This window comes from Burkholderia sp. 4NA327C6 (assembly GCF_005502655.1).
Lineage (GTDB): Bacteria > Pseudomonadota > Gammaproteobacteria > Burkholderiales > Burkholderiaceae > Burkholderia > Burkholderia contaminans.
This window is the reverse complement of record NZ_SCNZ01000030.1, coordinates 88,809-115,003: the sequence shown is the minus strand read 5'-3', so window position 1 is coordinate 115,003 and position 26,195 is coordinate 88,809. Positions and strand designations below refer to the sequence as shown.

General features: G+C 67.2%; 27 protein-coding genes. 4 read left to right on the top strand and 23 right to left on the bottom strand.

Going from position 1 to position 26,195, the window contains the following annotated elements:
• Window positions 1–238: 238 nt before the first annotated feature.
• The 4 genes from FFS49_RS26985 to FFS49_RS26970 form a co-directional block, all read right to left on the bottom strand.
• Window positions 239–643, bottom strand: coding sequence for a hypothetical protein (locus FFS49_RS26985; protein WP_105817721.1), 405 nt, complete (start codon window positions 641–643; stop codon window positions 239–241).
• Window positions 644–850: 207 nt separating this feature from the next.
• Window positions 851–1,447 (bottom strand): hypothetical protein, encoded by a 597-nt coding sequence (locus FFS49_RS26980; RefSeq protein WP_105817720.1) that lies wholly within the window; start codon window positions 1,445–1,447, stop codon window positions 851–853.
• Window positions 1,448–1,570: 123 nt separating this feature from the next.
• Entirely contained in the window at window positions 1,571–2,149 is a 579-nt protein-coding gene (locus FFS49_RS26975) for a DUF4337 domain-containing protein (protein WP_105817719.1), read from the bottom strand.
• Window positions 2,150–2,608: 459 nt separating this feature from the next.
• A complete protein-coding gene (locus tag FFS49_RS26970) occupies window positions 2,609–3,688 on the bottom strand; it encodes a linear amide C-N hydrolase (protein ID WP_105817718.1) in 1,080 nt (359 codons plus the stop codon).
• Between the two features lie 399 nt (window positions 3,689–4,087).
• Between FFS49_RS26970 and FFS49_RS26965 the strand changes: the two genes are divergently transcribed.
• Complete coding sequence (locus FFS49_RS26965; protein WP_137909930.1) at window positions 4,088–4,435, top strand: hypothetical protein; 348 nt, start codon at window positions 4,088–4,090, stop codon at window positions 4,433–4,435.
• A 74-nt stretch (window positions 4,436–4,509) separates the two neighbouring features.
• On the opposite strand, the gene FFS49_RS26960 is transcribed toward FFS49_RS26965, so the two are convergent.
• Entirely contained in the window at window positions 4,510–4,848 is a 339-nt protein-coding gene (locus tag FFS49_RS26960; RefSeq protein ID WP_224755624.1) for a hypothetical protein, read from the bottom strand.
• A 148-nt stretch (window positions 4,849–4,996) separates the two neighbouring features.
• Window positions 4,997–5,449: a hypothetical protein gene (locus tag FFS49_RS26955; RefSeq protein ID WP_105817717.1), complete on the bottom strand. Its 453-nt coding sequence runs from the start codon at window positions 5,447–5,449 to the stop codon at window positions 4,997–4,999.
• 779 nt (window positions 5,450–6,228) lie between these two features.
• Between FFS49_RS26955 and FFS49_RS26950 the strand changes: the two genes are divergently transcribed.
• The 3 genes from FFS49_RS26950 to FFS49_RS26940 are packed head-to-tail and all read left to right on the top strand — an operon-like array spanning window position 6,229 to window position 9,141.
• Window positions 6,229–7,215: a TRAP transporter substrate-binding protein gene (locus FFS49_RS26950; RefSeq protein WP_039347796.1), complete on the top strand. Its 987-nt coding sequence runs from the start codon at window positions 6,229–6,231 to the stop codon at window positions 7,213–7,215.
• Window positions 7,212–7,784, top strand: a complete 573-nt coding sequence (locus FFS49_RS26945; RefSeq protein WP_105817716.1) for a TRAP transporter small permease — start codon at window positions 7,212–7,214, stop codon at window positions 7,782–7,784. The genes FFS49_RS26950 and FFS49_RS26945 overlap by 4 nt, the downstream gene beginning before the upstream one ends.
• Before the next feature lie 4 nt (window positions 7,785–7,788).
• A complete protein-coding gene (locus FFS49_RS26940; RefSeq protein ID WP_039347791.1) occupies window positions 7,789–9,141 on the top strand; it encodes a TRAP transporter large permease in 1,353 nt (450 codons plus the stop codon).
• 109 nt (window positions 9,142–9,250) lie between these two features.
• On the opposite strand, the gene FFS49_RS26935 is transcribed toward FFS49_RS26940, so the two are convergent.
• From FFS49_RS26935 to FFS49_RS26855, 17 genes are read right to left on the bottom strand one after another with little or no spacing between them, the layout of a single operon-like run.
• Window positions 9,251–9,493, bottom strand: a complete 243-nt coding sequence (locus tag FFS49_RS26935; protein WP_105817715.1) for a hypothetical protein — start codon at window positions 9,491–9,493, stop codon at window positions 9,251–9,253.
• 32 nt (window positions 9,494–9,525) lie between these two features.
• Window positions 9,526–10,944, bottom strand: a complete 1,419-nt coding sequence (locus FFS49_RS26930; RefSeq protein ID WP_105817714.1) for an FAD-binding oxidoreductase — start codon at window positions 10,942–10,944, stop codon at window positions 9,526–9,528.
• Window positions 10,945–10,946: 2 nt separating this feature from the next.
• On the bottom strand, window positions 10,947–11,489 hold the full coding sequence (locus FFS49_RS26925; protein WP_105817713.1) for a permease: 543 nt from the start codon (window positions 11,487–11,489) through the stop codon (window positions 10,947–10,949).
• A 52-nt stretch (window positions 11,490–11,541) separates the two neighbouring features.
• Window positions 11,542–12,621, bottom strand: coding sequence for an ABC transporter permease (locus FFS49_RS26920; protein WP_039347779.1), 1,080 nt, complete (start codon window positions 12,619–12,621; stop codon window positions 11,542–11,544).
• Window positions 12,614–13,627, bottom strand: coding sequence for an ABC transporter ATP-binding protein (locus tag FFS49_RS26915; RefSeq protein ID WP_137909929.1), 1,014 nt, complete (start codon window positions 13,625–13,627; stop codon window positions 12,614–12,616). The genes FFS49_RS26920 and FFS49_RS26915 overlap by 8 nt, the downstream gene beginning before the upstream one ends.
• Before the next feature lie 13 nt (window positions 13,628–13,640).
• Window positions 13,641–14,714: a TauD/TfdA family dioxygenase gene (locus tag FFS49_RS26910; protein WP_039347901.1), complete on the bottom strand. Its 1,074-nt coding sequence runs from the start codon at window positions 14,712–14,714 to the stop codon at window positions 13,641–13,643.
• A 3-nt stretch (window positions 14,715–14,717) separates the two neighbouring features.
• The gene (locus FFS49_RS26905) at window positions 14,718–15,380 is read right to left on the bottom strand and encodes a class I SAM-dependent methyltransferase (RefSeq protein WP_039347774.1); all 663 of its coding nucleotides are present in this window, start codon (window positions 15,378–15,380) and stop codon (window positions 14,718–14,720) included.
• 35 nt (window positions 15,381–15,415) lie between these two features.
• Window positions 15,416–16,672, bottom strand: coding sequence for a citrate/2-methylcitrate synthase (locus FFS49_RS26900; RefSeq protein WP_105817711.1), 1,257 nt, complete (start codon window positions 16,670–16,672; stop codon window positions 15,416–15,418).
• Between the two features lies 1 nt (window position 16,673).
• Window positions 16,674–18,524, bottom strand: a complete 1,851-nt coding sequence (locus tag FFS49_RS26895; protein WP_171026843.1) for an acyl-CoA dehydrogenase — start codon at window positions 18,522–18,524, stop codon at window positions 16,674–16,676.
• On the bottom strand, window positions 18,524–19,615 hold the full coding sequence (locus tag FFS49_RS26890; protein ID WP_071335846.1) for a hypothetical protein: 1,092 nt from the start codon (window positions 19,613–19,615) through the stop codon (window positions 18,524–18,526). Before FFS49_RS26890 ends, FFS49_RS26895 begins: the two co-directional genes overlap by 1 nt.
• On the bottom strand, window positions 19,612–21,192 hold the full coding sequence (locus tag FFS49_RS26885; protein ID WP_105817709.1) for an acyl-CoA ligase (AMP-forming), exosortase A system-associated: 1,581 nt from the start codon (window positions 21,190–21,192) through the stop codon (window positions 19,612–19,614). The genes FFS49_RS26890 and FFS49_RS26885 overlap by 4 nt, the downstream gene beginning before the upstream one ends.
• Before the next feature lie 24 nt (window positions 21,193–21,216).
• Window positions 21,217–22,392 carry a PLP-dependent decarboxylase gene (locus FFS49_RS26880; protein WP_105817708.1) on the bottom strand — a complete coding sequence of 392 codons (1,176 nt, stop codon included), beginning with the start codon at window positions 22,390–22,392 and terminating at the stop codon, window positions 21,217–21,219.
• Window positions 22,382–23,365, bottom strand: coding sequence for a ketoacyl-ACP synthase III family protein (locus FFS49_RS26875; protein WP_046547056.1), 984 nt, complete (start codon window positions 23,363–23,365; stop codon window positions 22,382–22,384). Before FFS49_RS26875 ends, FFS49_RS26880 begins: the two co-directional genes overlap by 11 nt.
• A gap of 3 nt (window positions 23,366–23,368) precedes the next feature.
• Complete coding sequence (locus FFS49_RS26870) at window positions 23,369–24,352, bottom strand: ferritin-like domain-containing protein (RefSeq protein ID WP_046547055.1); 984 nt, start codon at window positions 24,350–24,352, stop codon at window positions 23,369–23,371.
• A gap of 1 nt (window position 24,353) precedes the next feature.
• The gene (locus FFS49_RS26865; RefSeq protein WP_105817707.1) at window positions 24,354–24,992 is read right to left on the bottom strand and encodes a hypothetical protein; all 639 of its coding nucleotides are present in this window, start codon (window positions 24,990–24,992) and stop codon (window positions 24,354–24,356) included.
• Window position 24,993: 1 nt separating this feature from the next.
• Window positions 24,994–25,878: a hypothetical protein gene (locus tag FFS49_RS26860; RefSeq protein ID WP_105817706.1), complete on the bottom strand. Its 885-nt coding sequence runs from the start codon at window positions 25,876–25,878 to the stop codon at window positions 24,994–24,996.
• Window positions 25,879–25,885: 7 nt separating this feature from the next.
• Window positions 25,886–26,140 (bottom strand): acyl carrier protein, encoded by a 255-nt coding sequence (locus FFS49_RS26855; protein WP_011350104.1) that lies wholly within the window; start codon window positions 26,138–26,140, stop codon window positions 25,886–25,888.
• Between the last annotated feature and the right edge of the window lie 55 nt (window positions 26,141–26,195).

Below are 26,195 nucleotides of genomic sequence, written 5' to 3'. Positions count from 1 at the left end.
GTAGGGGGCTGGGGTATCGGCAACTGCGTGCGCATAAAATCGGCGACTGACGGCCGGTCGCGCCACCGATGCTGGCGTGGTGTGTCGGAGTTTGTGCGAATGGATCATTGCGGCGCCGACGTGGTGGCATTTCGTTGTGCGCGGTTGAGTGCAGCCGACCCTGGACAGCCAGTCGAATGTTCTTGAAGCGGTCGCTGGATCCAACCTGAGGATTTGGATTGGGCTTTCGACCGGAACGTTAGTCGAAATCGATTCTCAAGGCACTCTCGTCGACGTATTGCAGCTTCAAGTCAACCAGGACAGTACGAGACAGTGCGATCGCCAACGCGATCTTCAGTTCTGGCGTGACGCCATTGAGATGAAAGGAAAATTCCCATCCCGGCACCGCATCGATCCAGGACACTAATAGATCATCGCTGTCGGACTGCCAAAACTGAACGTTCTTTACTTCACCGGTCGATGCTTTATCTACGATCTCGGTGCGGGATATCGCCTTCTGCCGGCCGCCATCGGTCCAATGAGTTATCTGACCGCTATCAGGATTGGCAAGCAGAAATCCGAGAGGTTGGAGTAAAGTCTCAACGTAGCGAAAAGCTTCCGGAAATGGATTTTTCAGCAATACGACTACGATAGGTTTTGCCATTGCCCTGCGGACCTGAGTGTTGGATGTCTGCCGCTATAGTGACAACACCGTGGTCGATCGTCGACGATTTCGATGACGGCGTCGAACGACTGTTTTGGGGTCGCGGATTCAACCCGTCGATGCGACGCGCGACCGGTTGAATCCGCAACCCGGAGCGGTCATTGGCCCGGCTCCGAAGCAGTCATCCGATGCGGCCGCAATACGTGGTCAGACAACACGGCGAGCACGTGGCTTCCAGATGTTCGTACGTGGCACGTATTTCTCATACCCCGTTCCGTCATCGACGCCGACGACCTGATGCCCGAAACATTCAACCATCGCAACTAGGCTGCCGATGCCGCCATATGGATAACCATGCGGGTTGAACTCCAACACATGCCGTGTTGCTCGCAGTCGGATTGCAATGAGGTCGTAGTCCCCATTCCAGAATGCGTCCAGCATGGACGCAAAGTCCCATCCAGGCGTCGGCATCTCAGGAGAATGTCGCTTCGGCAGCGGAGTGGAAAACCAATATTCGTTCCACTCAGCCACCTCTTCCGCGGTCAGGCTCGGAAAGTAGGCACGTTCAGCCTCGATCAGATAAGCTGATAATTGCGACTCGTCGGCGGGCTCATCGCTATCCTTTGCAGCCTTCACGAGGTCAAAGAATTTCGTTAGCCGCTGTAAGGCCTTCTCGCCATTCGATTCGAATTCAACGTAGCAGTAAACCGGATCGCTTGGAGCGGCGGCCGGCTCTAGGACCTTATCTGAGGATGAGGCGGGGTTTGCAGCCGAAGCCGTCACACGCTTTTTGAAAGGCCACATATACGATTCGAAACAGTATTGTGTGGTTAGTGCATCAAGGCGATTGGACAACCTATTGTCCGCGATTTAAGTGGCTGCGTCGAATGTCTCAAGCTGGCCGACAATCGCCCGCTCGTCGGGCCGCTACACACCAAAGAGCGCCAGCCCTGCCAGCACGACGCCGATCGCGGCAGCACCCATCGACAGGTGTTGCATCCATTTCCGCCGCGTGAGAATCGTGATCGCCGCAAGCGCGATCGAGATCTGGATGATGGTAGTGGCCTGCGCCCAACGATGATGCCGGTGTAGCCGCTCCTCGCTTGCAGCATTGCTCTTCACGACTTCTTGCTCGAGCGCTTCGGCGCGCTTGCGGATCGGCTCCTTCTCTTCGCGATACCGCGCCGCGTCTGCTTCGAAACGCTTTCTTTGCGGCGACGCTTCCTGGCTCAACGCCGCACCGAGCTCGGCTAGATTCTGCTTCTCGCCCTTTGCCTGGTAATAGCCCCACAGGTTAGCTGCCTCGGTTTTCTGGATCGCGGCCTCGTTCTTGTGCAGCAACGCGAAATTCTCTTCCGCACCGCTCTGGTACGCGGAAATCGCGCCGACGCAGGCGAGGACAGCGGTCATCACGGCGATGCGCGCCGCTCCGTGGCTCTCTTCATGCGCCGCAGGGTGCTCTACTGCATGATCGTGTGGGCCGTGAACTTCGAAATCTTCTGGCATGACAAGAACGTCCGCATGAGTTGAAGGACTTATACGCGGTTCGCACGCACGTGAGGAGCGCGCTGCAACAGTGGCTGCACTGTCGCTGGGTCGCAGCTCCGTATGGGCAATCCGTTCGTGCGAAAGTGTGAGCGAACGGACAATGGCCTGCGGAACCTCACGCTGTTTGAACGCCGACTCCCGCCAAAATGGCGACGGTTCGACATTGTGCATGAATTGCCACTTCCGCAGTATGAGTCGACAGCAGTCGACCCAGGGCAGTCGTTGGTTGCCGCCGCTCTCGATGTCCGTTTCCAGAGGCTACCCACCAACGGAACCCAACGGGCGCAACAGGGCCAGGTTGCCGGCTCAGCGCCGGCGATATCTCCGCGAGATATAACATGCTGGCGAAAGGCATCCGGCCGGCACGCGTCATGGCACTTGCAGAGTGCGTCCACGACGAAGCCTTGACGCCCCGCCTCAGAGGGACTTGCTCGCGCCGGGGCCGAGGAACGGAAACGCGGGTGCGCGTTGAAAGTCCTTCGAGACTTCGCCGCCGAATGCATTGCGCTGATCCTTGCCGAGGTCGAGACGTTTGACGGGTGCGCCGGCGGAGAAGTCGACCTTGTTGAGATCGACCCAGAAAGTACTCGGCGTGACGGCCGATTCGAAGAAGTAAAGCATGCGCTTGTGATCGGCAACAGTGCGCCAGCGTGTGGACGATATATTCGGCTCGCCCGGGGTGGTGATCCCGAACGGCACCGAGACGTTACGAATCACGCTGAAAACGCTGGCAAGTGCAATGGCGGGGTCTTCACTCTTGGGGATAGCGTTGACGTAGAACGAGGCGCGCGCGAACCGGTCAGCCGAGCGATTGGTGCCGGGCAGCCAGACGGTGCCGCCTATCTGCTTCCAATATTCGTTCAGTGCAAGCTGCTCGTCGAAGGTCGGTGAGTTGGTCATGACCTGATACTGCCGACCATGATGGATGATCTGCTTTCCGCCGATGTACTCGACGATGGCGCTGTCGCCAGTCGCGTCCGACATGGCGAGGTGCAGTGTGGTGAGGCGCTGTTCTCCAGGGACGTTGTCAGTCACGATCGTGAACGGCTCTTTCTCGAGCGCAGCCACGGCTTCCGCGACGGTCGCAAAATTGTCCAGCACGTACTGCGCCCATGCGGCGATGGTGAGCCCCGGTTTCGAGTTCTTGTCGAAGGGGGGATATTGCGACTCGACGAGCCAGAGCAGTTCAGCGGCCAGCCCCTTTTCGTTCATGCCATCGGTGGTGGAAACGTCATAACCCGTCGCCACGACACTACCGTATTTGGCGGTCCATTTAATGGAGTTCGGACCGGATTCACCGGTGCGGGCGATGCCACGCGGCAGGATGTAAAGATTGGTGGCAACGTCGAGTTTCCAGTCCATCGATCGGGCGGTGATGACGTCGTCGTTGTTGCCGAGATAGACGACGCGTGTGCAGGCTAGCGATCCGGCCGAATCGGCGAGGAGCGTCGCTGCTGCGGCGAGACAGGTCAGAACGACGCGAATAGGGCGGCGCATGGCAATTCCTCACGCTGTGTTGGTGATTGCAGATTGCTCGACGCCGACGCTCGCTGCGAAGGCGACTCACGTTCGCCTGCTGCGCATTGATTACCCGGCAATGTCGCGTCGACAACGTCTGAGGAAAGGAAGTATTGGATTTCCGTAATGCAGTTGTCAACTGGGCCGAACCTGTCCGCAATTTCGTTACCGCTTTCAGCAGCGTGCGATCGGCTTCTCAGAGGCGACTAACGGCTATTCTGGATAGCGCAGTGAATGTCGCTTCGTGGCCGGATGCCGCCCAATGCGCGCCCCGCGCCGCTCGACGACACCTTCGTGCCCCCCCTGCGACCACCCGGTTTTCTCCTAAGCCGTCATTCGTGTTAGCGTAACCCACCCCCTACCGTTCCGGTTTCTGCCATGGCTTATCGACTGCACATCGAACGTGATCCGTCCATCTCGCTGGATGAATGGCGGGCCGCTATCCTCGGGCAAGCCTCTTTAAAAGAAGACGAGCACCCGGTCACGTCGGTGAATCCAGTGACGGGCGAAAGGATTTCGATTCCGGGAAGGCCCGGCGATGTCGCGGTCCTTGTCGATGGCGAATGGATCAAGACCTTTAGCTGGAATCGGGGCCATGCAAGTTTCAACGCGCCTCGGAATCTATCCGCGGTCGATCCAACGATGGCGGCGGCTATGCGACTGGCCGTGGCGCTTTCTGCCGTCATCCGGGGCGATGAAGGCGAGGTCTACACGCTTGCTGGCTGAATTCCGCCGGCCGCTGCCCTGCGACGGGCGACTTCCGACTGCGGATTCAACCGGTCGGTGCTACGTACTTGGCATCAGCGCACGTGCGTTGACCATAGGGCTTCAAACTCGGCTGAGGAAATCATGGCGCCAGCGAATTCGGGATCCGCATTGATCTCTGAGAGCGACGGAACGGGAACCAAGCCTAGCGCAGTCCCACACGTCGCGTGGCCGGCGCACGCATAGCCGACCTGTCCATCCCTAAAAAATTCGAGCTTTCGGGTTTCCATGCGATGTTCGTCAAGCTCCGAGACGAGACGCGTGGGTTCCGCTTCAAAATGATGGCGCCATTGAACATCAATGAATTCGAACTGCATGAGTTCACAGCCCTTTCGTTCGAGCGTGGTGGACGTCAAATTATTAACGAAGTGCATCGCACATGTCGACCGACCGTTCGTGGTCGATTGCCGACCGATGGAGCCAGTTGTTGCGGCCTCCGTCGATTCTCCACGAAACCTCATCGAGCACGTTCCGGACCTGCCGGGAAATTTCTCGGCCACTGGTCGCTCGGCATGGCTCAAATCAATCTGAGCTAGCTCCGATGAAGATGGTGGCTTCCGAAGCAGCTTGGAACAAGAAGGCAAAGTCCCAGAAAACCGGATAGAAGGGGTGCCCCTCTTCTAGCGTGAACGCCTCTACCTTTATCGCGTGCGATATTGTGAGCCGTAAGTCGGATACAAGCTTCTCGATCATCCCCGACAAAACGTCCGATTCGAGCGTTTCTTTCGATGGTCCAGCAGCATCGTCCCCGGCGTAAAGGAGACAGCATTTCACCATCTCAATAACTGAGTCAGAACTTATCTCCGCAAAATCGATCGCAATCGCTTCGCCTCCAAGAGCTGTTGAGACTATCTCCGTAGATTGAAGCGGTTCGGCATGTACAACGGCGTAGGCCTTGAGAAACACGCCGTAATTCAAGCTACCACCGGCCAACTCATCGGAAATATCATCGAGCAATAACTGATCAATAGTCATTCTGTCGTATCTCGGCCGGCTTCATGAAGAGGCAGTGGGTTACCGGAATAGCCCCGGACCCGATTGTCGACGATCTAGTCTGCGATGTCGAATGTCCGAAAATGGCCGTACACCCCCGCCGGAGTTGCGAGCTAAGCCGGTTAAATCGACTGGGTCGAAAGTCGGAAAAGCATGGCGCCAGCCGTGCGCCCTACGCGAACACGCGACTTGGGAGGGATGACTCCGGACGTCGATTTCGCGAGGTGTTGTCGACAATGCGTTGGGCAGTCGCAGTAATTTAGGCACGCAGAGTCACGCGTACTCTGGCGCCCTACGGCGGGGCAGGCGCAGGCGCCAGCCGCTGCCCGGATTCCCTTTCGTTCCTTCCGGTCGTGCCGCACGCGGCGGTGCATGGCCGGCGTGTGCTCCTGACATCGCGCCGACCTGCCGATGATGTGATCAGTCATCCTACAACAATTGAAAACGAAGCGAAAGTTTGGTTTCCGGTGCCGGTGGAAGCGGCCAGCTGACCATCCAGCTCAAACACGAACCCGTTCCCGGAAAACGTTTCGCGTAAATTCATCTAAACAGAGAAAACGATTCCCTGAAACTCACCCGAAACCTGTCATGGAGATAGCTCTACGGGTATGCACCAAGTGAGTTAAACGATTAACCGACGTACATTCGCGTCAACATGTCATACGACGTATGACTCAGCGGTCAGCGAGCACGGCGCCGAAGAATGCGCATGTCGGCGGATCGCCGCGCAACAACGAGCACAACCATCAAGGAGACTGACGATGAAGCACCGATTCAACCGCTCCCGTATCGCCTTGGCCGTCGCGCTGATGGCCGGCTTCGCGATGTCCGCGCAGGCGCGCGTGTTCCGCTCGGCGGACGTGCACGGCGACAGCTTCCCGACCAACATGGCGGTCAAGTCCATGGGCGACGAGTTGTCGAAGCTGACTGGCGGCAAGGATTCGATCAAGGTGTTCGGCAACAGCGCGCTGGGCTCGGAGAAGGACACGGTCGACCAGGTGCGGATCGGCGCGATCGACATGGCGCGCGTGAACGGCGCGTCGTTCAACGAGATCGTGCCGGAATCGCTGATCCCGTCGTTCCCGTTCCTGTTCCGCGATGTCGATCATTTCCGCAAGGCGATGTACGGCCCGGCCGGCCAGAAGATCCTCGACGCGTTCACCGCGAAAGGGATGATCGCGCTGACGTTCTACGAGAGCGGCGCGCGCTCGATCTACGCGAAGCGCCCGGTGCGCTCGCCGGCCGACATGAAGGGGCTGAAGGTGCGCGTGCAACCGTCGGACCTGATGGTCGACGAGATCAAGGCGATGGGCGGCACGCCGACGCCGATGCCGTTCGCCGAGGTGTACACGGGCCTGAAGACGGGCCTCGTCGACGCGGCCGAAAACAACATGCCGTCGTACGAGGAAACCAAGCACTACGAAGTGGCGCCCGACTACTCGGAGACGCAGCACGCAATGACGCCGGAAGTGCTGGTGTTCTCGAAGAAGGTGTGGGACACGCTGTCGCCGCAGGAGCAGGCCGCGATCAGGAAGGCGGCGGCCGATTCGGTGCCGTACTACCAGAAGCTGTGGACCGCGCGTGAAGCGTCCGCGCAGCAGACGGTGACGAAGGGCGGCGCGAAGGTGCTGCCGGCCGCGCAGATCGACCGCGCGGCGTTCGTGAAGGCGATGCAGCCGCTGTGGACGAAGTACGAGAAGACGCCGCAGATGAAGCAGATCGTCGACGAGATCGAGGCCACCAAGTGACACGTCACACTTCCCTGAACGGCGCGTCGGCGGCGGGTTCGCCCGGCGACGCGCCGGACGGCACCGCGCCGGCGCGGCAGCATGCCGCGCCGCTGTTGCGCTGCGTGAACGACGTGCTGTTCCGCGTGCTGGCCGTGATTGCGTCGGCGTGCCTCGCGGTGCTGACGGTGCTGGTGTTCTACGCGGTCGTGATGCGCTACGTGTTCGAGAACGCGCCGGATTTCGTGGAGCCGATCGCGTTGCTGCTCGTGATCGTGATCGCGATGTTCGGTGCGGCGATGAAGGTGCGCGACGGCGGCCATATCGGCCTCGATTCGCTCGTGCGCAGGCTGCCGCCGAAGTCGCGCACGGTGGTGATCGCGATCCAGCACCTGAGCCTGATCGCGTTCGCGATCATGATCATGGTCGGCTGCGGCAGCATGGCCGCCGAGACGATGGGCGACCGCATCCCGATCATCGGGCTGCCCGAAGGCGTGCGCTACCTGATCGCGATGCCCGCGGCGATCGCCATCATCCTCTTCTCGCTTGAGCACCTGCTCGCGCTTCGTCGTTCTTCGCCGGGACAATAACGCCATGGAACTCGCGATCCTGTCCGTCAGTTTTCTGATTTTCCTCGTGCTGGGCGTGCCCGTGTCGTTCGCGCTCGGGATAGCGTGCGTGCTGACCTACATGGTCGAAGGTTTGCCGATCGCGACCGCGATGCAGGCGATGATCTCGGGAATGAACGCGTTCTCGTTTCTCGCGGTGCCGTTCTTCATCTTCTCCGGCGAACTGATGCTGCATGGCGGCATCGCGGACCGGATCCTGCGCTTCGCGCAGGCGACGGTCGGCCACTTCCGCGGCGGCCTCGGGATGGCGAACGTCGTCGCCTGCACGCTGTTCGGCGGCGTGTCGGGCTCGCCGACCGCCGATACGTCGGCGATGGGCGGCGTGGTGATTCCGCTGATGAAGCGCGAAGGCTACAGCGCGGCGTACGCGGTCAACGTGACGACGCATGCGTCGCTCGCCGGCGCGCTGATGCCGACGTCGACCAACATGATCATCTACGCGTTCGCCGCGCAGGGCATCACCGGGATGCTGCACGGCCAGCCGGTGAGCGGCGTGTCGATCGGCGACCTGCTGTTCTCGGGGCTGCTGCCGGTGTTGTGGGTGATGGGCTTCGTGCTGGCCGCCGCGTACTGGCAGGCCGTGCGTCACGGCTATCCGCGCCGTGAAGACGGTTCGTCCGCGCTGCCCGCGTTTCCCGGCTGGTATGCGGTGCTGCGCAGCTTCGTCGGCGCGGTGCCCGGGCTGATGGTGATCGCGATCATCCTCGTGTGCGTCGCGAAGGGGATTGCCACCGCGACCGAAGCCGCCGCGATCGCCGTCGTGTACTCGCTCGTGTTGACCGCGGTGGTGTACCGCACGCTGACGGCCGAGAAGCTGCGCCGCGCGCTGTCGCATGCGGCGCGCACGACGGGTGTCGTGCTGCTGCTGATCGCGGTGTCGAACATGCTGCGCTTCCAGATGTCGTACCTGGAGATTCCGGATGCGATCGAAGGGCTGCTGAAGCAGTCGACCGCCGCGCCGTGGCTGATGCTGCTGTACATCAACATCATCCAGGTGTTCCTCGGCACGTTCGTCGACATGGCCGCGCACATCCTGATCACGACGCCGCTGTTCCTGCCGATCGCGATGGCGTGCGGCGTCGGGCCGGTGCAGTTCGGGATCATGCTGCTGCTGAACTGCTCGCTCGGCCTCGTGCACCCGCCGATCGGCTCGGTGCAGTTCGTCGGCTGCGCGATCGGCAACGTGTCGATCGGCGAGACCACGAAGATGGCGTGGCCGTACTACCTGGCGATCTTCAGTGCGATCAACATCGTCACGTACCTGCCGTTCTTCTCGACGTGGCTGCCGAGCGTCATCAGCGGGCACGCGGTGTTCTGATTCTCCGATCGCATGCTTCGCCCGACTGCGGCGCCGGACGACCTGGGTTGTCCGGCGCCGCGGTCGTTTTGGCGGCGGCCCTTCAAGGCACCGGAGCGCACATGAACGTTCAATCCTGCCGCGCGTCCGGCTCGCCGTTACCGCCCGCCGACCGGTCGTCACGCCAATCTTCCAGCTCGCGCCACAGCGCCGGGCGCGCATGATCGCGCGGCGGCAGCTTGATGACGTACGCCACGCCTCGCACGTTGACCACGACGCCCGAGTCGGGCAGCGTGGCCGGGATGCCGGAGAACGGCGGGTCGGCATCCGGTACGGAATCGGAATCCGGGCCGGGTGGATGTCGAAGGATCATGCGAATTCTCCGTGGCGCCGCGCAGCGGCGCGTCAATAGCGGACACGCCCGATCAGACCCAGCGGGTCGACGGCGTGCTGGATGGCGGCGGTGACCTGCCGTTGTGCGGCCGGCACATGCTTGCGGTAATACGCGACGTTGACCGGCCCGACGCCATGCTCGGCGCTGAAGCAGCCGCCGGCCCGCACGACACGGTCGTACAGCGCGCCGCGCAGCGCCACCTGCTGCAGCGGCCCGTAGCGGTCCGCACTGGCGTGCGGGATCGACACGACGAGATGGCAGCCGCCGTCGCCGAAATGCCCGAACGTGTGACAGCGCAGCGACGGATGCGCGGCCGCGATCCACTGCTCGGCGTCGGCGACGAACGCGGCCAGCGCGCCGCGCGGACACGACACGTCGAACGACAACGGAATGCCGTCCTGCGCCACCGCGGCCGGCAGTGCGTCGCGGATCCGCCAGAACCGTTCGGCCGGCGCGCAGGCCGCGTCGAGCACCACGTGTTCGCCCGCCAGCGTGTCGAGCGTCGCGATCGTCCGTTCCTCGAGCAGCGCATCGAGCCCCGGCATGCCGGTTGCGATCTCGACCAGTGCATAGCACGCGGCAGCGTCGGCTTCGAAAGGAATGCGCGACGCCGGATACGCGGCCGCGACGCAGCCGACGGCGGCCGCGGACATGAATTCGAATGCCGACAGCATCTCGCCGAACGCACGTTCGAACGCGAGCAGGCCGGCGAGCGCCGCGTCGTACGACGCGAACGCGACGAACGCGGCGCACGACGACCGTTCGAGCGGCGCGAGCGCGAACGACACGGCCGTCACGAGCCCGTTGGCGCCGTTCGCGCCGATGAAGCATTGGCTGACGTCGAAGCCCGCGTTGCGTTTGCGCAGCGGCGCGAGCGCATCGATCACGGTGCCCGCCGCGTCGGCGAGCACGGCTTCGACGCCGAGCACGTTGCGGCGTACGTCGCCATACTTGATCAGGCGGCTGCCGCCCGCGTTCGCGCCGACGAGGCCGCCGGCCGCCGGATCGCTGCCGAGGTCGATCGGCAGGCACAGGCCGGCTTCGGCCGCCACGCGATTGATGTCGGACAGCCGCACGCCGGCCTCGACCGTGATGCTGCGATTCGCGGCGTCGAACGCGCGCACCGCGCGCATCCGGTCGAACGACACCACGCATTGCGTGCCGCTGCGATCGGGCACGGCCGCGCCGACGAGCCCGGTGCGCGCGCCCTGCGCGACCAGCGCGATGCGGTGCGCGACGGCGACTCGGGCGAGTGCGCTCGCGTCGGCGGTCGACGCGGGCCGGGCGATGCCGAGCGCGATGCCGCCGTGCAGTGTCACGTCCGTTTCATACGATGAACACGCGTCAGGAGATGCGCCATCGAGCCAGCCGTCGCCGAGCGTTGCGGCGAGTGCGTGCCGCTGCGCGGCGCGGTCGGGCAGCGCGCTCATCGTCAGCCGGCCCGCACGAGCTGCTTGCGCAGGCGGCCGCGCACGACGACCAGCGCGATCAGCGGCACGACGCCGCCCCACAGCGGACTGTGGCGCATCGTGATCGACACCGCGAGCGCGACGACGGTGACGGCGAGCAGCACGATCGACAGCGACCGTGCGCGTGCATGGTCGACGAACGTGCCGTCGACGAAACCGCCGTCCGACCACGCGGTGTGCACGATGCCGACGACCAGCACGCAGACGAGCATCGCGGCCGGGCCGAGTTCCTCGCCCCACAGGCGGCTACCTGTCGGCGACACGAGCGCGAGCACCGCACCGATCACGAGGAACAGGTCGACGCCGAGCGCGATGCTGTTGCGGTCCGCGCGGCGCAGCAGCCACGCGCCGTGCGCGAGCGCGAGCACGCCGCCGATCAGAAACGCGTGCGTCCAGCGCACGTCCGGCTGCTCGGGCCCGAGCCGGCCGTAGAACAGGAACACGATCGCCGGCAGGAAGTTGCTCGCGTGCAGCAGGTAGTCGGTTATGGGATTGCTCGATTTCATCGGGGGGTTCTCCTTCGTCGAAACGTCGAAATTCGAAACGGCGGGCGACGCGTCAAGCGTCGTGCCAGCGGAACAGCCGCGCGGCGGCGAACAGGAACAGCGCCGTGCTCGCGGCCATGCCGAGCAGTTGCGGCGCGAGCTGCGCATACGGGGCGCCGTCGACCAGCGCGCCACGCAGCGCGACCGCGAACTGGTTGGTCGGCAGGAACGCGAGCACCGCCTTCAGCCAGGCCGGCGCGTCATGCATCGGGATCGTCAGGTCGCTGAAGAACAGCAGCGGGTAGTAGGTGACGTTGCACGCGAGTTCGGCCGCGGCCAGCGACTTCGCGCGGCTCGCGAGCAGCACGCCGATGCTGAGCACCATCGCCGCGCCGAGCAGCACGATCGGCAATGCGCGCAGCCCGTCGGGCGTGGCGATCGGCAGCGCGATGCCGAACGCCACGCGCGCGACGGTCAGCAGCACGAGCGCGGACAGCGCCATCATGATCATCCGCGCGACGATCAGCGCCGCGAGGAACACGCCGCGCGAGACCGGGAAGCACACGTACAGCTTGAACGTATTGCGTTCGCGCAGCGACGCGATCGCGGTCGTCGTCGAGTTGAGGCCGATCGCCATGAACGCCATCACGAGAATGCCGGTCGCGAAGAACGCGCCGTAGTCGAACGGGCGGCGCGCGGGTGCCGCGTTCTCGAAACGCGCCTGCGCGGCGGGCAACCCGAGCCGCTGCGCGGCGCAGCGCGCGAGCGCGATCTCGACGACGCGCGACGCAGCCTTGACCGCGAGCGAGCCGTTGAAGTCGTAGCGGATCGTCGCAGGCGTGCGCTCGTCGTTGCCGAGCACGACGGTCACGCGATCGGCTGCCGCGCCGCGGCCGTCGAAGGTCGCCTTCACCGTGTCACTGTGCGAGAGGCTCTCGACGATCTGCGCTTCGCATGCGCGGCTGTACGGGGTCGCGCCGCCGGGTACGACGAATGCGACGTCGGCCGTGCCGAGCGAACCCGATCCGCCGAACGCGAACAGCATCACGCTCAGCAGGAACACCGGGAACACGAGCGTCCAGAACAGCGACGAGCGGCTGCGCAGATAGCCGAGCAGCTCGTTGCGCACGAGGATCAGGAACACCTTAGTCATGGGAAGGACCCTCGGTACAGAGGCGCAGCAGGTCGCCCGGCGTGCTCGGTGCGAGCGCGAGATGCTGGATGCCTCGTTCGCCGACGATGCGGTGCACGTTCGGATGCAGCGTCGCATCGCCGAACACCTCGACGACATGCGTGGCCGATACGCGCACGCCGGTCACGCCGGGCAGCGCTGCAAGCCGCTTGCGCAGCGCACGTGCATCGGCTTCGTCGCGGCAGTGCAGGACCGCGCGCGCCTCGCCGACGAGTTCGGCGCGCAGCGCGTCCTTGTCGCCCTGGTAGCGCACGCCGCCGTCGCGTACCCACACGAGATCGTCGACGACGGCGAGCTCTTCCTCGGCGTGGCAGATCATCGCGACGCTCGTGCCGCGCGCACGGTGGCGCAGCAGGTCGATCACGACGCCCGCGTAACGACGGTCGAGGCCGGTGAACGGCTCGTCGAGCACGGCCAGTTCCGGCCGGTGCGCAAGCGCCACGTAGAGGTCGATGCGCTGGCGCTGCCCCTTCGACAACGCGCGGCACGGCTTGTCGAGCAGTTCGGCGACGCCGAGCGCATCCGTGACCGCGGCATCCGCGTGCACGTACATCGCGCGGTGCAGCGCGACGATCTCCGACACGCGAAGATGGTCGGGATATTCGACTTTCTGCAATTGCGCGCCGATGCGCCGCAGCGACGGCGTATCGCGCATGAAGCGCGCGGCCGGCACGTCGAGCACGCGCACGTCGGTGCCGCCGCGCCGGAAGCCGAGCAGCGTTTCGAGCAGCGTGGTCTTGCCGGAGCCGTTCGGCCCGACGATCGCGGTGACGGCGCCGAGCCGGAACCGCACGTGCCGCGCGGAAAAACGGAAATCGCCGGCTGCGACGTCGATCGCGCGCGCGCCGAGCGCCGCGCCCGGCGCGTGGGCATCGGGCAGCGGCTGCGTGGCCGTGCGCAGCGGCCGGTCGAACGCGGTGTGCGGGCCGAACAGCGCGCGCACGGAGGCGAGGAACGAATCGCTCATCGTCGGCTTCCTGTCAGTCGAACAGCATGACCTGCGTGTCGCGCGCGCCCCGGTACGGGTTGCGGCCGTGCGCGACCAGCATGTTGTCGACGACGAGCACGTCGCCGGCCTGCCACGGGAAGGCGAGCTCCTCGTCGTCGAGCGCGTCGTAGATCGCGACGAGATCGTCGAACGGCATCGGCGACCCGTCGCCATAGCGGATCTCGTACGGGAACGCGGCGCGCCCGCCGTACATGCGCTGCAGGTAGCGGTAGCTGAGCTCGCCCATCGAGCGCGGGTTCGGGTGCTGCGCGCTCGCCTGGTTGAACCACACGGTTTCGCCGGTGCGCGGATGCGCGCGCAGCGCGCTGCCGACGTGCGATACGGTCACGCTGCCGTCGTCGAGCCAGCGGCAGCCGACACCGCGTTCCGCGCACAGCCGCTCGACCTCGTCGCGCTCGCGCGTGCCGAATGCGTCATCCCACGGCCGGTGGTATTCGGCGAACGGCATGCCCGGATTGGCGGCGAGGCCGTCCGCGCGCTCGCCGGGCGCCGCGAAATTGCGCAGGTACATCACGCCGCGTTCGGCGAACCGCTCGCGCAGCGCGGCCGGCACGCGTGCCGTCACGCGCCGCATGTCGCAGATCGGCGTTTCGCCGCCCGCATCGGCCGGCTGCCGGCAATAGAACGCAACGAGGCGCGGGAACGCTGGCATGTAGGCCATCTCCTGGTGCAGCCCGATCTTGAACGGCGGCGGCATGCGGGTCGACTCGTACACCTGGCCGTCGATCTGCTTGCGCGGCGCGGCGCCGGCCGTGTAGCCGTTCGCGTACGCCGGATACAGCGCGCCGAGCTGGCCGAACGCGGCGGTGTCGGGCACCGCGAAGCCGCGCCACAGCAGCGCGCCGCACGCGTCGAGCAGCGTGTCGATCGTGTCGAGCCGCGAGCGGTACCACGCGACGAACATTTCCGGCGAGGTCGCGAGTTCGGCGCTGCGCGGCGTCACGCACAGCGGCAGCGTCGCGCCGGGCGCGACCGCCGAGCAGTGCACGTCGTCGGCGCCGAGCCGTGCGGCGGCGTGCGCGGCGAGGAAGGCGAGGTCGGTCATCACTCAGGCCAGCGCCGGTTTCTTCAGCAGGATCTCGAAGCCGAGCGCACCGAGCCCGGCGCTCGGGCTGTAGATCGACGCGACTGCCGCGAGACCGGCTTCGGCGACGAGCGCGTGCGCCTCGTCGAGCGTGATCTTTTCCTCGACGTGGGTCGGCGGATAGTCGGCGGCGGCGCGCATCTCGGTGAAGCGGTCGAGCAGGTGCTGCGGCGCGTCGCGGCGCATGTCGTGCACGAGCGCGATGCCGCCCGGTTCCAGCACACGGTACATCTCGGTGAGGCTGAGCGCCTTGTCAGGCAGGTGGTGCAGCGTCGCGCGGCCGACGGCCATCGTCAGCGTGCCGTCGTCGAACGGCAGCGCGAGCGCGTCGCCGACGCGCATCTCGATCGTGTCGTCGAGGTCGAGTTCATGGATGCGCGGGCGGCCTTCGTCGAGCATCGCCGGATCGAGGTCGATGCCGACGTAGCGCCAGCCGCGCATCGCCGGGTCGGTCGCGAGCCGCACCGGCACGACGCCGGTGGCCGTGCCGATGTCGGCGATCACGCCGGGCGTCATCCCGCGCGCGAGCTGGCGAATGCGGCTGATGAACAGCAGGTCCCACGGTTCGAGCGTTTCGGTGGCAAAGCGATCGTAGTCGTTCGCCGGGCGCAGGTTCTTGAGCAGCATGACGGTCCTTTTGCGGAGTGCGGAGGGATGAGGGTTCACAGCCAGCCGACCGGCACGGCGGCCAGCAGCCGTCGCGCGGTCGCGCTGTTGACGCCGAAAGCAGGGCGGCGGCGGCGCTCGACCGCATGCGCGGCCATCGCCGCGATGCGCGCGCCGAGCCCGACGCCGACGCCCCACGACGGCGCGGCAACACCGAGTTCGAGCAACGTCGCGGCCGTCAGGAAATCGATGTTCGGGCGCAACGCGCGGCGGGCGTCGGCTTGCGCGCAGCACGCGTCGAACAGCGTCATGTACGCGCCGTCGAAGCCTTGCGCCGCGAACCGCGCGCGCATGTGCGGCGGACGCGGATCGGCGACGAACAGCGGATGGCCGAAGCCGTACAGCGTGCGTTTCGCATCGAGCGCGGCATCGATTGCCGCGCGCCCGGTTGCGTCGAGCGCGGCAGGCGGCGCGCCGGTGCCGCCCGGGATCGACTGCGCGAGCGCGGCGAGCCAGTGCATCGCTTCGAGCGCCGCGCCGACGTGCGACGGCCCGCTCGCAAGGAAACCGGACGCGATGGCCTGCGTGAGCGTGACGCCGGTGCCGATCGCGACACGCGGCGCGAGCACGGTCGGCGTGATGTAGCCGAAGCCGGCGTGCCACGCGACGAGCAGCATGTCCATTGCGGCTTGCGCCGGGGCGTCGTTGCGCGTCGCGCCGGTCAGCACGAGCATGCGTTGCGCGTGGCTCGACGCGCCGGCGAGCGATGCGCCGGTCGAGTCGTCGCGTGCCGCGAACGGACGGCCTTCGATTGCCGCGTGCAGCAGGAACGGCGCGGCGGCCGCGCATAGCAGCATCGTGTCGAGATCCGCGTCGTCCGGTGCGTCGCCGTGCACACCGGCCGCCACGTCGTCGAAGCCGCGCAGCAGGCCGGACGCTGACGCGAACACCGGCGCGACACCCGCCGCGCCGAGATCCGCGGCGACGGACTGCGCGGCGGAGCCGGGCGCCAGTGCATCGGCGAACGCGGCGAGCCGCGCGCCGATTGCCGCCTCGTGTGCGCGATGCTCGGCGCTGCCGGGCGCGACGTCGAACCACAGGTGCGCGAGCGCGCCTTCGAACGTCGTCGCGCCGATCAGCGCGTTCAGGTCGAGATCGCGCACGCGCAGCGCTTCGGGTTCGAGCGTCGCGCCGTCGATGTCGGTGCCGCGATGGCGGGTCGCCGGGCGGCCGAGCAGGTTGCGCGGCGCGTCGCCAACTGAAGTAGGCATGGCGGTCGAAGCGGTCGCGCCGGAATCGAGCGTCGTATCCATGTCATTCCACCTGCGCGAGTTCGTCGCTGCTGACGCTGATTGCCGCATGCGCCATCGCGGCGATCACGGCCGCGTGCTGATCGACCACGGGCAGCACGTTCGCGAAGTAGTAGCGCGCGCTTTTCAGCTTGCCGCGATAGAACGCGAGTTCGGCCGGCGTATCTGCCGTGTCCGGTGCGTCGAGCCGGCGCGCGGCGATCGTCGCCGATTCGAGCAGCACCCACGCCGATGTGACCACGCCGAACATCTCGAGAAAGCGCGTGTAGAACTGGCTGCTGCGGTGCGTATGGCCGTCCTGCACGTCGCGCGCGATGTCGTCGAGCGCGGTGGCGATCCGGTCGGCGCCCGTGCGCAGCGCATCGAACAGCGGGCGCAGCTCCGCATGTGTGCCGGTGTGATGCTGGCGCGCGAGGAATACGTCGAGTTCGTCGCGGTAGTACTGGATCAGCCGCGAATGGCGGCCGAAACCGAGCTTGTCGCGCACGAGATCCTGCGCCTGAATGTAGTTCGTGCCTTCCCAGATCGACAGGATTTTCACGTCGCGCGCGTTCTGCTCGACGGGGCTCGCATCGGTATAGCCGAGCCCGCCGTGCACCTGGATCGCGGTTTCGCAGATCCGCCACGCCTGGTCGGAGATGAACGCCTTGCAGATCGGCGTCAGCAGCAGCTGGAGCTTGCGGTGGCGCTCGATCTCGGCCGGATCGGCATCGGGCGTCGCTTCGAGCATCGCCGCGCGCGTGGCGGTTGCGGCGAGTTTGCCGAGCAGGCCGCGGCAGCCGTCGACGCGGCTCTTCATGTCGACCAGCATGCGCTGCACGTCCGCGTGCTCGACGATCGCGACGCGCGCTGCGTTGGTGTTCGACGCGCGCTCGATCGGCCGGCCCTGCAGCCGGCGGCCCGCATACTCGACCGCATGCAGGTACGCGCTCGACGCGACACCGACGCCGAACATCCCGGTGCTCATCCGCGCCTGGTTCATCAGCGGCATCAGCTGCAGCAGGCCGACGTTGCGCCGTCCGCCGAGCAGCCAGCCCCTGGTCGTGCCGTTCGCGCCGAACACCAGGTGCGTGTTCGCGCAGCCCTTGAGCCCCATCTTGCGCGGCAGGCCGATGCAGTCGACATGGTTCGATTGCAGCTCGCCCGTTTCCTCGTCCGGCCAGAAGCGCGGCACGACGAGGCACGACAGCGAGAACGAGTCCGGCGACGCGGTGTCGATGCGGCCGAGCACGAAATACAGCGTGTTCTCGGTCAGCTCGTGCATGCCGGCCGAAATGTAGACCTTCTCGCCGTCGATTGCATAGATGTCGCGTTCGAGCGGCGTCGCGCGCAGCGCCACCGCGGTGAGGTCGGTGCCGGCCTGCGGTTCGGTCGCGCAGAAGCACGCATCCCAGCGGTACGCCTCGAGCGGGGCGATCAGCGCCTTCTGGTGCGGCGTGCCGTGCATCTGCAGCAGCTTGATCGCGGGGCGCGTGAAGCCGCCATACGTCATGAACGACGGGTTCGCGCCCATGAACATCTCGTAGATCATCTGCGTGACGATCGGCGGCAGCCCGTGCGCGGTGCCGAACAGCGTGTTCGACCATTCGTCGCGAAAGCGCGCCCATAGCGCGTGGAAATGCGACGGAATGCGCACCTGACCGTCGTCGAGCAGCGTGCAGCCTTCGACGTCCGCCTGCTGGTAGCTGCGGCCGAGGTCGAGCGCGAAATCGCGCGCGCGCTCGAGCAGCGCATCGATCGACGCGCGGTCATGCGTGCCGTACAGGCCGTGTTCCGCGAGGAACCGCTTGTCGGCTTCGAACAGTTCCCACAGAAAGAAGCGCAGCTCGCGCAGGCTCACCTTGTAGGCGCTCATCACGCGTCTCCTTCGATATCGAGCGCGGCATCGAGGCCGCCGGCGAGGTCGACGACGGCCGCTGCCGCCGCGCCATGCAGTGCCGCATCCCACACGAGCACCGTGCGGCGTTCGCCTTCGTCCAGCGCGCCGGCGAGCCGGATCAGCGCGGCCGCCGATTCGGCCGACGACAGATGGCCGTCCGCTTCATGCTGGATGCGGGCGGCGACCGGGATCGACGCCGCGTCGGCCACGCGCGCCGCGAAGCCGGGATCGAAGCCGGGCGGCACGCACCAGTCGATCTGGCCGGCGCGCAGCCCGGCCATGTCGAGCGCGCGGCGGATCGCACGCGCGGCGACCGGCGCGAGCGTGTCGCGCAACGTGCCGGGCGCGTCGGCCCATGGATCGGCGATCGACGGCCCGAATTCGACCGCGACGGACCGCACGCCGCCCCAGTCTGCCGGCTCGGGCGCCGGGCCCGCGCGCGACACGAGCAGCGCGGCGGCCGCGTCGCCGTAGCCGACCAGGTCGCCGAACTGGCGGAAGAACGGGTAGAGCCACTTGTCGCTGAGGATCACGAGCGCCTGGTCGCCTTCGTCGAGCAGCCCGTCGAGCAGCATCAGCGCCGAATACCAGCCGAGCGTGCCGTTCTGGCCGAGTGCGAACGGCGTCACGCGCTGCAGGCCGAGCTCGTACTGCATGCGGCCGACGACCGAATCGCCGATGCCTTCGTTGAGCGCGCAGCTCGCGACGATCACGTGGGTCGTGCGGGCTAGCTGCCCGGAGCCGAGCTGGTCGCGCAGGTCGAGCGCCGCGTCGGCGGCGAGATCGGCGAGGCTGCGCCCGGGCGGCGCGACGCGCAGCGTGGGCCGCCCGCCCGGTGCGAGGCGCGTGCTTTCGTCAGCGGTCAGTGCGCCCATTCCGCGCGGCCGGGCAAAGCGCGCCTGCGGCAGCAGCAGGTGCCGGTAGCCGGGATGGCGTTCCTGCGCCTGGATCGCGCTGAACACGACCGAGGGCGGCAGCACCACGACGCCGCCCGACAGGGCCAGCGTGCCGGGCTCGGCGACGCGGCGCGCGCCGAGGCAGGTTTCATCGAGCGTCGACAGGGTCATGCGGCGGTCTCCTCGTTCGTGGGCGCGAACGCGTCGCGATACTGGTTTTTCAGCGCGGGGCGGTCGACCTTGCCGTTCGGGTTGCGCGGCAACGCCGGCAGCGGCTCGACGACGAGCGGGCTCATGTAGGTCGGCAGTGCGTCGCGGCAGGCGCGCGCGATGTCGGCGCGGCACGCGTCGGCGTCGAGCGTCGACACGACGCAGGCGGCGATCGCTTCGCCGAGCGAGGCGTGCGGCACGCCGAACACGGCGGCCTCGCGGATGTGGGGCAGCGCGAACAGCACGTCCTCGACTTCGGTCGGGCTGACGCGATAGCCGGACGTCTTGATCATGTCGTCGCCGCGCGCGACGAAATACAGGTAGCCGTCCGCGTCGCGCCGCACGATGTCGCCGGACCACACGGCGACGTCGGGGCGCGGGATCTCGCCGTGCCGGCGCGGCAGCGGGCGAAAACGCTGCGCGGTCAGCTCGGGCCGGTTCCAGTAGCCGAGCGTGACGAACGCGCCGCGATGCACCAGTTCGCCGGGCTCGTCGGCCGCGCATTCGCTGCCGTCCGCGCGCAGCACGAGGATTTCGGCGTTCGGTACCGCCTTGCCGATCGACGTCGGGCGCAGCGCTGCGTCGGCCGGCGGCAGGTAGGTCGAGCGGAATGCCTCGGTCAGCCCGTACATCAGGTACGGCGCGGCGTTCGTGAACACCGCCTGCAGGCGGTGCAGCAGCGGCGTCGCGAGATGGCCGCCGGTGTTCGCGAAGCGGCGGATCCGCGTGCGGGCCGTGTCGCTCCAGCCGGCGGACGCGAGCTGCATCCACAACGGCGGCACGCCGGTGATCGACGTCACGCCGAACGCGTCGCAATGGCGCGGCACTTCGGCCGGCTGCAGGAAGTCGAGCGGCGCATAGCACGCGCCGGCGGCCAGCGCGGTCGTGAGCTGGCTCAGGCCCGCGTCGAAGCTGAGCGGCAGCACGCCGAGCACGACGTCGTCGTCGGCCAGCCCCTGGTACGCCGCGACGCTGAACGCGCCCGACACGAGGTTGCGGTGCGACACGACCACGCCTTTCGGCTTGCCGGTCGAGCCGGACGTGTAGAGCAGCGCGGCGGGGTCGTCGTCCACCGGCCGGCCGGCGGGAAGCGATGCCAGTGCCGGTGTGTCGGTGCCGGCTGCGTGGATCGCGTCGGCCAGTTCCTCGATCAGCATCGCGCGTTCGCCGACGAGCGCGGCGAGCGCAGGCAGACGCTTCAACCGCTGCGCGCCGGTCATGAACAGCGCCGCGCCGCTGTCGGCGACGATGTGTTCGATCTGCGCTTCCTTCAACTGCGGATTGACCGGCACGAAGATCGCGCCGAGCGCGTTGGCCGCGAGCATCGCGACCACGGTTTCGATGCGTTTCGGCGCGTAGATGGCGACGCGCTCGCCGGGCTGCACGCCGCGCGACGCGAGCGCGGCGGCCGCGCGGCGGACCGCGCGTGCGAGCTGTTCGTAGGTCATCGTGCCGCCGCCGTCGGCATACGCGGGATGCTGCGGCCAGCGCGCGGCGCCGTGTTCGAGCAGGTCGGCGACGCTGATCAGGGCGTTCATGATCGGCTTCTCTCTCAGGTTGGTCTAGGCGGGCCGCACGTACACGTGCGCGGCTTCGTGGGACAGGAAATGCGCCATCGAGTACGTGCGGTGATAGGCGCCGCAGCGCGCGAACACGGCGATGTCGCCGACCTGCGGCGGCGCGCTCGTGTCGTCGCGGCCGATCACGTCCGCACGGCTGCACGTGCTGCCGACGTAGATCGTCGGCACACCACGCGCCGGCTGAGCCGGCGAGCGGCGCACGAGTGAAGGCGCGGCCAGGCGGCGCATCACCGACTCGGTCTGCGCAAGCAGGAACGCATGCGACAGCCCGCCGTCGCACACGGCGATCGTGCGGTCCTGCCACGTCTTCACTGCGACGACGCGCGTCGCGAACACGCCCGCATCGGCGAAGATCGCGCGGCCGGATTCATGCGCGAGCGAGTACTGGCCGGCGAGCGGCGCGAGTGCGGTCGCATAGCGTTCGAACGCGGCATCGCCCGGATGATCGTCGGCAAAGCCGCCGCCGAGACTCAGCGACGCGAGCGGCGCGCCGTTGGCGGGCGCGAGATCGCGAGCGAGCGCGGCGAGCCGCTCGGGCAGCACGAGCGTGTCGGGCTGCGTCGCGTCCTGGCGGATGAACGAATGCGGGCCGGAGAACACGTGCAGCCCGGCCACCGGGAAACCGGCGGCGGCGAGCGTGCGCACCGCGTCGTGGGCCTCGTTCGGCATCATCCCGAAGTGGTCGTGCCACAGTGCGCGCGCATCGTCGCCGGCCAGCGCACCGGCATTCACGCGCAGCAGCACGGAGCCCGGCGTGCTGCCGCCGGCCGCCGCCTCGCGCGCCAGCGGCACGAAGCGCGCGACTGCGTCCGGGTTGTCGAGCACGAAATGGCAGCGTGACGCGAGCCCGGCGCGCATGAACATCTCGTCCATCGACGGGTTGTTCAGGTAGCGCGGTGTCTTGATCCGGCCGATCACTGCATCGAGTTCGCCGCGGCTCGCGAGTTCGACGCCATCCTCGTACGCATGCGCGCAGCGGGCGAGCATGTCCTGGTTCGGGTTCGCCTTCAGCGACACGATCAGCCGCGTGCCGAGCCGCGCCTTCAGCGACCGGTAGCGCTCGATCGCGACTTCCGGCTCGTACACGTAGCACGGCGTGCGCAGGTCGGCGATCCACGCGTGGTCGCCGGCGGGCGGAAGCGGGCGCTCAGGCGTCATGGCGGCCCACCGGATGGAGCGTGGCGGCCGCGTACGCGCCGCAGTTCGACTGCATCACGCCGAGCACGCGCTGGCCGCGCGCGACCGCGTCGAGCCCGACGTCAGCCAGGTTGATCGGAAAATCCGAACAGCACGCGTGGCCGCGCGCATGGATGTTCTCCGCATAAAGCCGCTCGGCCGGCACGCGCATCGCGCGGCACAGTGCGTTCCAGCCGGGCAGGTCGGCGTTGTGCGGCAGCACGAGCTCGTACGCGTCGAGCGCGTGCGGCTCGAGCGCGACCGCCGCGTCGATCGCCTTGCGCGTGTACGGCCACTCCATCATGATCAGGTCGGCCTCGTTCGCGGCGACGGTATCCGAGCCGCGATGCCATTTCGCATGCGTCTCGATCGCGATGCCGCCGAGCCGGTTCTTCGTGCTGTTGCGCGCGATCAGCATCGCGGCCGCGCCGTCGCACTGCACGCCCGTCATCTGCCGCATCCGGTAATCCTCGCCGTACACGCGGTCGGACGACACGACGAGCGCCGCGTCGAGCTGCGGATAGCGGCGCATCAGCGCGCGCACCGTCTCGATGCCGGCCGCGACCGACACGCAGTTCAGCTGCGCGACCGAGCCGAGCCACAACGGCTCGATGCCGAGCTGCGCGGCCAGCTCGTGCGGCAGGCTGCGCGGCGCGGGCGGCACGCTGAACTGCTGCGTGTGGACGTGCACGATCGCGCCGATGTCGGACGGATGCACGCGCGCGGTGTCGAGCAGGCGACCGGCCGCGGCGATCGCGAGATCGGTCTCGCTCGTGTCGAGCGCCATGTGGAAATAGCGGCTGCCCGACTGCGCGATCGCCGCGGCCCGCTGCGCCGGGTAGTCGCGCTCGGCGGCCCAGGCCTCGATGTCGACGGGCAGGCCGGGCAGCTCGTAGGCCACCGCATCGATGCCGATCCAGAAATCGCGTGACGCTTGGGAGGAGGTCGTCGTCATGGTTCAGTTGAGCGGCATTGCCGCGTAGTCGAGGACGTCGAGTTTTTCGAAGGTCGCCTGCACGGTCGGCGTGAGCAGGCCCATCTCGCGGATCGTTGGCACCAGGCGCCGGAAGATCGAGCGGCGGATCGAGCTGGAGACCGGCGACTCGCGCACCATCGCGCTGCATTCGCGCTTCGACAGCCCCATCGGTTCCCAGATGTCGTCCGCGCACAGGTGCTCGTACAGCACGGCCGCGCCTTCGCAGACGAATTCCTCGCGCTCGCGCAGTTCGACCGCGCTCATCTCCGCATACACGCGGCACAGCGTGATCCGGCCGACCGCGAAGTGACGCGATTCGTCGCGCTGGATCCGCACGAACAGGTCCTTGATGAACGGATCGGTGCTGTACGCGACGACGCTCTGGAAGATCGACAGCGCGATGCCCTCGACGAGCACCTGCATCCCGAGGTTCGTCATGTCGAGCGCGCTGCTCGTGATCGTGTCGTGCAGCAGCCCCTTCAGCGAGCGGCTCATCGGGTAGCTGACGTCGAGCTTCTCGTTCACGAGCTTCGCGTACGCCTCGACGTGGCGCGCTTCGTCCATCATCTGCGCGGCCGCGCACAGCCGCGCGCTCAGGCCGTTCTCGGCCGATGCGAGTTTCGATGCGCAGATCAGCGCGGCCTGCTCGCCGTGCAGGATCTGCGACAGCAGCCAGCCCTGCGCGTGGTGGCGCACCTCGCGCTTGTCGGTGTCCGAAAGCTTGCCCCACAGCTCGGTGCCGTAGATCAGCAGCGTCGGGTCGGGCATGCCGAGCGGGTTCGCCGGATCGAGATCGTGGCTCCAGTCGACATCGGTCGCGACGTCCCACTGCGCGGCCTTCGCCTTTTCGTACAACCGGTTCAGCGCCTCTTCGCGCAGTGCGTAGTCGTTCGACATCAGGGCGTCGACGGGCATCGACCAGCGGATGTCGGCCGTGTCCTGCATAACGGTGAGCGTGTCAGTCATTTCAAGGTCTCCCCGGCCGCGCGGCGGCGCCGGAATGATGGGCGGAATCGGTAAGCGGCGCAGCCGCGCCGCGCGGGGCGGCCGGGTGCGGGTCGAGGCGGATCGCATACGACGGCCACGGGCCGCGCAACTGCGCGTCGAACGCGTCGGCGAGCCGCGCGGGCCAGATCGCGCAGCACACGCGGTTGTCGCCGGCGAACTCCGCATCGCGCAGGATCCGGTCGCCGATCCACACGACGGGGGCGCCGCGCGCGGCATCGCGTAATGCCTCGTCGTACAGGTGCACGCCGAGCAGCACGTGCGGCGCGAGCAGTTCGGCCGGCAGCGCGCCGAAGTACGGCGCGCAGACTTCGATGAACAGGCGGGCGTCCGGATGCACGGCGTCGCGGATCCGCGCGGTGATTTCGGCGAGGAATGCGAAGTACTGGACGTGGTCGAGCAGCACACGGCGATCGCCGCCGAGAGCATCGCCCGCATGCACGGCGCCGGCGTCGTACACGTCGCCGGCCGTTTCCGCGAGTGCGGCACGCGCATAGTCGGCCGGCGTGTCGAGCGGCATCCGGTACGCACTCGCGGCGACCGCGACCGGCCGCCGCGCGTCGCGCTCGATCCGGTAGGTGAAATGAACGGGTCGCACCATGTCACGCCTCGTCGTCGAGAGAGAACGTCGCGTCCGGCGCGAACGCGACGTCGGCGACCGCGTAATAGCCGTTCAGCGCGAGCGAGCAGACGGCCGCACGGCGCGGCGTTTCGCCGTCGCGATGCGCGAGCAGCACCGACAGCCACGGATCGCTGCCGAACGCATGACCGAACACCCCGTGGCCGTCCGGCAGCAGCGGCGTCTTGCCGACCGACGCGAGCAGCGCACGGCGCGACGTCGCCGGAAAGAACGGCAGCGCCGCGTGCAAGCCGGGGCGGGCCGCGCAGAAGGTGCGGATGTCGCGGCCCAGCCGCACGACCGCGCTGGCAGGCGGCGCGGCCTCGGCCAGCACCGACGGCGCCGACGATGACGCTTCGCGGCCGACATCGACGAGCAGCGTGCACACGCCGAAGCCCGAGCGTCCCCAGGCGGGGTTGCCGTGCCAGTACGTGTAGCCGTGCACGTCGATGTCGACGATCTGCAGCAGCAGCGTGCGCGGCCCGGTCTCGGCCGCGGTGGCGAGCGAGCGGCGCAATACGTAGCCCCAGCCCGCGCATTCGTACGAGCAGGTCATCCAGTCGGGCGTGTAGTCGTTTGCACCGGCCAGTGCCTGAGCGAACACGCGATGCTGCGGCGAATCGTTCATCAGCAGCATCGACAGGATCGTCGAGCTGACCACGTAGTCGTCCGCGCCGACCGCGCCGCACAGCCGCTCGCGTTCGGCGCACGCGAGCGTGCCGATCGCGCGGGCCGTGTCGTCGAGCGACACGGCCGCGCCGTCGCGCGACGGCGCGACGCGCCGGTACGCGAGCGCCTGCACGGTCAGCGCGGTCGCCGGGGCCGGCTGGGCGGCGGGAGCCGCCACGGTCGCAAGGGGCGCGAGCATCGTCGTGTCAGGCGGCGTGCTGCTGGCGGCGCAGTTGCGCGTCGAGCTGCTGCAGCGTCGTGTACTGCGTGATGTTCAGCGCTTCCGGGTCGATCGAACCGTAGAGCTGTTCGCAGAACACGATCAGCTCGACGATGTTCAGCGAATCGATGCCGAGTTCGCCGATGCCGGCGTCGGTGTCGACGGTCTCGACGTTGAGGATCTTCGCGACTTCGCGGGACAGGATGTCGAGCGCGTCGGCCGGAACGTTCTGGGTCGTCATGAGAGGAGCTCCTGATAATGAAGTGGGTTGATCGGGATCGATCGGCCTGTCGCGT